Origin of the sequence: Microbacterium sp. (genome assembly GCF_040394595.1) — a bacterium.
GTDB lineage: Bacteria > Actinomycetota > Actinomycetes > Actinomycetales > Microbacteriaceae > Microbacterium.
Window position 1 is genome coordinate 22,713 of sequence record NZ_JBEBSA010000025.1, and the last position, 6,426, is coordinate 29,138.

Consider the following 6,426-nt stretch of genomic DNA (forward strand, 5'->3'; position numbering starts at 1 on the left):
ATTTGCGCTTCCGTGATTCTCCATGCCCTCATATGGTGGTCGGCATTCGCCTGCGCGCCCCGCTCCCGTCCTGACCGACGGGGACGGCAGTGACACGCAGGCTCCGGAGAGAACGGCGCACTCCACCGACGACGAGGAATCAACGGGCCCCGCACAGGCCCACGGAGGTTATTCCCTTGGCTGCTGCTCGCAACGCATCCACTTCCACCACCACACCCAAGAACGGACGCGGAGCATCCCGCCTCTCGTTCGCCAAGATCTCCGACACGCTGACGGTCCCGGATCTGCTCGCGCTGCAGACCGAGTCGTTCGGCTGGCTGGTCGGCAACGACGCGTGGAAGGCGCGCGTCGCCGAGGCCAAGAAGGCCGGCCGCACCGACGTGTCCGAGGTGTCCGGCCTGGGTGAGATCTTCGAGGAGATCTCCCCGATCGAGGACCTCGGCGAGACGATGCAGCTGAGCTTCACGAACCCCTACCTCGAGCCCGAGAAGTACTCGATCGACGAGTGCAAGGAGCGCGGGAAGACCTACGCCGCCCCGCTGTACGTCGAGGCCGAGTTCATGAACCACCAGACCGGTGAGATCAAGACCCAGACGGTCTTCATGGGCGACTTCCCCCTGCAGACCGACAAGGGTACGTTCATCATCAACGGCTCCGAGCGCGTCGTCGTCTCGCAGCTGGTCCGCTCGCCCGGCGTCTACTTCGACAAGACGCCCGACAAGACCTCCGACAAGGACATCGTGTCGGCGCGCGTCATCCCCAGCCGCGGCGCCTGGCTCGAGTTCGAGATCGACAAGCGCGACCAGGTCGGCGTGCGCATCGACCGCAAGCGCAAGCAGTCCGTGACCGTCTTCCTCAAGGCGCTGGGCATGACCAGCGAGGAGATCCTCACCGAGTTCGCCGGCTTCCCGTCGATCGAGGAGACCCTGTCGAAGGACACCATCCTCACCAAGGAGGACGCGCTCCGCGACATCTACCGCAAGCTGCGTCCGGGCGAGCAGGTGGCCGCCGAGGCCGCGCGTGCGCTGCTCGACAACTTCTACTTCAACCCGAAGCGCTACGACCTCGCCAAGGTGGGTCGCTACAAGATCAACCAGAAGCTCGGCCTGGCGGCGCCGCTCACCGACTCGGTGCTGACGGTCGAGGACATCGTCGCGACCATCAAGTACCTGGTGCGCCTGCACCGCGGCGACGAGACCTTCGAGGGCGTCCGCGGCGGCAAGAAGACCGAGATCCGGATGGCCGTCGACGACATCGACAACTTCGGCAACCGCCGCATCCGCGCCGTCGGAGAGCTGATCCAGAACCAGGTCCGCACCGGTCTGTCCCGCATGGAGCGCGTCGTCCGCGAGCGCATGACCACGCAGGACATCGAGGCGATCACGCCGCAGACCCTGATCAACGTGCGCCCCGTCGTCGCCGCGATCAAGGAGTTCTTCGGAACCTCGCAGCTGTCGCAGTTCATGGACCAGAACAACCCGCTCGCGGGTCTGACCAACAAGCGCCGTCTGTCGGCCCTCGGCCCCGGTGGCCTCTCCCGCGACCGCGCGGGCGTCGAGGTCCGCGACGTTCACCCCTCGCACTACGGCCGCATGTGCCCGATCGAGACGCCGGAAGGCCCGAACATCGGCCTGATCGGCGCGCTGGCGACCTTCGCCCGCATCAACTCGTTCGGCTTCATCGAGACGCCGTACCGCAAGGTCGAGAACGGCGCCGTCACCGAGCACATCGACTACCTGACCGCGGCCGAGGAGAGCGACTTCAACATCGCTCAGGCCAACGCGCCGCTCGACGCCAAGGGACGGTTCACCGAGAGCCACGTCCTGGCACGCCCCAAGGGCGGCAGCGGCGAGGTCGACCTGTTCCTGCCCGAGGAGATCGGCTACATCGACGTCTCGCCGCGCCAGATGGTGTCGGTCGCGACCTCGCTCGTGCCGTTCCTCGAGCACGACGACGCGCAGCGCGCGCTCATGGGCGCCAACATGCAGCGTCAGGCCGTGCCGCTGCTCCGCAGCGACTCGCCGCTGGTCGGAACGGGTATGGAGGGCTACACCGCGATCGACGCCGGTGACGTGGTCACCGCCGCCAAGGCCGGTGTCGTCACGGAGGTGTCCGCGGACCGCGTGACCGTGCAGCTCGACGAGGGCGGCACTCAGGAGTACCACCTGCGCAAGTTCGACCGCTCCAACCAGGGCACGTCGTACAACCAGCGCGTCGTGGTCTCCGCCGGCGAGCGCGTCGAGGTCGGCGAGGTCATCGCCGACGGCCCCGCGACCGAGAACGGCGAGCTCGCGCTCGGCAAGAACCTGCTCGTGGCGTTCATGCCGTGGGAGGGTCACAACTTCGAGGACGCGATCATCCTCAGCCAGGAGCTGGTGAAGGACGACACCCTCTCCTCGATCCACATCGAGGAGTACGAGGTCGACGCCCGCGACACCAAGCTCGGCAAGGAGGAGATCACCCGTGACCTCCCCAACGTCAGCCCCGAGCTGCTGAAGGACCTCGACGAGCGCGGCATCATCCGCATCGGCGCCGAGGTCCGCCCCGGCGACATCCTCGTCGGCAAGGTCACCCCGAAGGGCGAGACCGAGCTCTCGGCCGAGGAGCGCCTGCTCCGCGCGATCTTCAACGAGAAGAGCCGCGAGGTCCGCGACACCTCCCTGAAGGTGCCGCACGGCGAGCAGGGCACGATCATCGCCGTCAAGGAGTTCAACGCCGAGGAGGGCGACGACGAGCTCGGCTCGGGCGTCAACCGCCGCGTCGTGGTCTACATCGCCCAGAAGCGCAAGATCACCGAGGGCGACAAGCTCGCCGGCCGTCACGGCAACAAGGGCGTCATCGCGAAGATCCTGCCGGTCGAGGACATGCCGTTCCTCGCCGACGGCACCCCCGTCGACGTGATCCTCAACCCGCTCGGCATCCCGGGTCGAATGAACTTCGGCCAGGTGCTCGAGACCCACCTCGGGTGGATCGCGAAGCAGGGATGGAAGGTCGAGGGCACCCCGGAGTGGGCGGCGAAGCTGCCCGAGGGCGCCCGTGACGTGGCCCCGAACACCAAGGTCGCGACCCCGGTGTTCGACGGCGCGACCGAGGAGGAGATCTCCGGTCTGCTCGACTCGACGCGCGTCACCCGCGACGGAGACCGTCTGATCGGCTCGTCCGGCAAGACGCAGCTGTTCGACGGCCGCTCCGGCGAGCCGTTCCCGGCGCCGATCTCCGTGGGCTACATGTACATCCTGAAGCTCCACCACCTCGTCGACGACAAGATCCACGCGCGCTCGACGGGTCCCTACTCGATGATCACCCAGCAGCCGCTCGGCGGTAAGGCCCAGTTCGGCGGCCAGCGCTTCGGTGAGATGGAGGTGTGGGCTCTCGAGGCCTACGGCGCGGCCTACGCGCTGCAGGAGCTCCTCACGATCAAGTCCGACGACATCCTCGGCCGCGTGAAGGTCTACGAGGCGATCGTCAAGGGCGAGAACATCCAGGAGCCGGGCATCCCCGAGTCGTTCAAGGTGCTCATGAAGGAGATGCAGTCGCTCTGCCTGAACGTCGAGGTCCTCTCGGCCGACGGCACCGCGGTGAACCTCCGCGACACCGATGACGAGGCCTTCCGCGCAGCGGAGGAGCTCGGCATCAACATCTCCAGCCGTTTCGAGGCCGCATCGATCGACGAGATCTGATCCGCCGCCTTCGATTTCGACAGATTTTCTAAACAGGAGAACTAGTGCTCGACGCAACTACTTTCGATGAGCTTCGAATCGGCCTCGCGACCGCTGACGACATCCGTGCGTGGTCGTACGGTGAGGTCAAGAAGCCCGAGACCATCAACTACCGCACGCTGAAGCCCGAGAAGGACGGGCTCTTCGGCGAGCAGATCTTCGGGCCCTCCCGCGACTGGGAGTGCGCCTGCGGCAAGTACAAGCGCGTGCGCTTCAAGGGCATCGTCTGCGAGCGCTGCGGCGTGGAGGTCACCAAGAGCTCCGTCCGCCGCGAGCGGATGGGCCACATCGAGCTCGCCGCGCCCGTCACTCACATCTGGTACTTCAAGGGCGTCCCGTCGCGCCTCGGGTACCTGCTGGACATGGCGCCGAAGGACCTCGAGAAGGTCATCTACTTCGCCGCCTACATGGTGATCTCGGTGGACGAGGATGCTCGCCACCGCGACCTCGCCACCCAGGAGAACAACATCCGCCTCGAGCTGAAGACGCTCGGCGACCGCCGCGACTCCAAGATCGCGGAGCGCCTGGCCAAGCTGGAGGAAGAGCTCGCGGCCCTGGAGGCCGAGGGCGCGAAGGCCGACGCCAAGAAGAAGGTCAAGGACGCCGCCGAGAAGGAGATGGCGCAGCTCCGCAAGGGCGCTGACGAGGCCATCGCCAAGCTCGAGCGCGTGTGGGAGGACTTCCGCACGCTCGAGGTCGGCGCGCTCCGCCCGGAGGACGACGTCTTCCACGAGCTGCAGGACCGTTTCGGTCAGTACTTCGAGGCCTACATGGGCGCGGAGGCGATCCAGCGTCGTCTGGCCGCCTTCGACCTGGCCGCCGAGGCGGAGAACCTGCGCCTGCAGATCTCCGAGGGCAAGGGCCAGCGCAAGATCCGTGCGATCAAGCGCCTCAAGGTCGTCAGCTCGTTCCTCGAGACCGGCATGAGCCCGGCCGCGATGGTGCTCGACGTCGTGCCGGTGATCCCGCCGGAGCTCCGTCCGATGGTGCAGCTGGACGGTGGCCGCTTCGCGACCTCCGACCTGAACGACCTGTACCGCCGCGTCATCAACCGCAACAACCGTCTCCGTCGCCTGATCGACCTCGGCGCCCCCGAGATCATCGTCAACAACGAGAAGCGGATGCTGCAGGAGGCCGTCGACGCCCTGTTCGACAACGGTCGCCGCGGTCGCCCCGTCACCGGCACCGGCAACCGCGCCCTGAAGTCCCTCAGCGACATGCTGAAGGGCAAGCAGGGTCGCTTCCGCCAGAACCTGCTCGGCAAGCGCGTCGACTACTCGGGCCGTTCGGTCATCGTCGTCGGCCCGCAGCTGAAGCTGCACCAGTGCGGTCTGCCCAAGCAGATGGCGCTGGAGCTGTTCAAGCCGTTCGTGATCAAGCGCCTGATCGACCTCGGCCACTCGCAGAACATCAAGGCTGCGAAGCGCGCCGTCGAGCGCACCCGCCCCGAGGTCTGGGACGTGCTCGAGGAGATCATCCGCGAGCGCCCCGTGCTGCTGAACCGTGCGCCCACGCTGCACCGTCTCGGCATCCAGGCGTTCGAGCCCCAGCTCGTCGAGGGCAAGGCCATCCAGCTGCACCCGCTCGTCTGCGCCGCCTTCAACGCGGACTTCGACGGCGACCAGATGGCCGTGCACCTGCCGCTCTCGGTCGAGGCTCAGGCCGAGGCCCGCGTGCTGATGCTCGCGTCGAACAACATCCTGAAGCCGTCGGACGGCCGTCCGGTGACCCTGCCCTCGCAGGACATGATCATCGGTCTGCACCACCTGACCACGGTCAAGGACGGGGCCGCCGGCGAGGGGCGTGCGTTCGGCTCGGTGGGCGAGGCGATGCTCGCGCACGACGAGGGCACGCTCGACCTGCAGGCGAAGGTCCGCATCCGCATCCCGGGGCTGGCCTTCCTCGAGGGCGAGGCCCCCGATGGCTACGACCGCCACGGTCTCGTGGACTCGTCGCTCGGTCAGGCGATCTTCAACGACACGCTCCCGAAGGGCTACCCCTTCGTGCGCGAGGTCGCCGACAAGGGCAAGCTGTCGCAGATCGTGAACAAGCTCGCCGAGGAGTACCCGAAGGTCGAGACCGCCGCGACCCTCGACCGCATCAAGGACGCCGGTTTCTACTGGGCCACCCGTTCCGGTGTGACCGTCGCCCTGAGCGACATCCTCACCCCGCCGAATAAGGCCGAGATCGTGGCCGGCTACGAGAAGCAGGCCGCGAAGGTCCAGTCGCAGTACGAGAAGGGCCTCACGACCGACGCCGAGCGTCGTCAGGAGCTCATCAAGATCTGGACCGAGGCGACCGACGAGGTCCAGGCCGCGATGAAGGCGAACTTCCCGGAGGACAACACCATCAACCGCATGGTGTCGTCGGGCGCCCGTGGTAACTGGCTGCAGATCCGCAACATCGCGGGTATGCGCGGTCTGGTGAACAACCCCAAGGGTGAGATCATCCCGCGTCCGATCATCTCCTCGTACCGCGAGGGCCTGTCGGTGGCGGAGTACTTCATCGCGACGCACGGTACCCGTAAGGGTCTCGCCGACACCGCGCTGCGCACCGCCGACTCGGGTTACCTGACCCGTCGTCTGGTGGATGTCTCGCAGGACGTCATCATCCGCGAGCAGGACTGCGGCACGACCAAGGGCCTCGAGCTCGCGATCGCCGCTCCCAACTCGCAGGGCGAGCTGGTGCGCGACGCGAACGTCGAGAA

General features: G+C 67.0%; 2 protein-coding genes. Both read left to right on the forward strand.

Annotated features, from left to right (window positions below; all coding sequences use genetic code 11):
• The first annotated feature begins 176 nt into the window (after positions 1-176).
• Positions 177-3,680: a DNA-directed RNA polymerase subunit beta gene (rpoB, locus tag ABWO84_RS15265; RefSeq protein WP_353116084.1), complete on the forward strand. Its 3,504-nt coding sequence runs from the start codon at positions 177-179 to the stop codon at positions 3,678-3,680.
• Positions 3,681-3,724: 44 nt separating this feature from the next.
• Positions 3,725-6,426: DNA-directed RNA polymerase subunit beta' (gene rpoC, locus ABWO84_RS15270; RefSeq protein ID WP_353116086.1), on the forward strand; the 2,702-nt coding region annotated here is incomplete at its 3' end.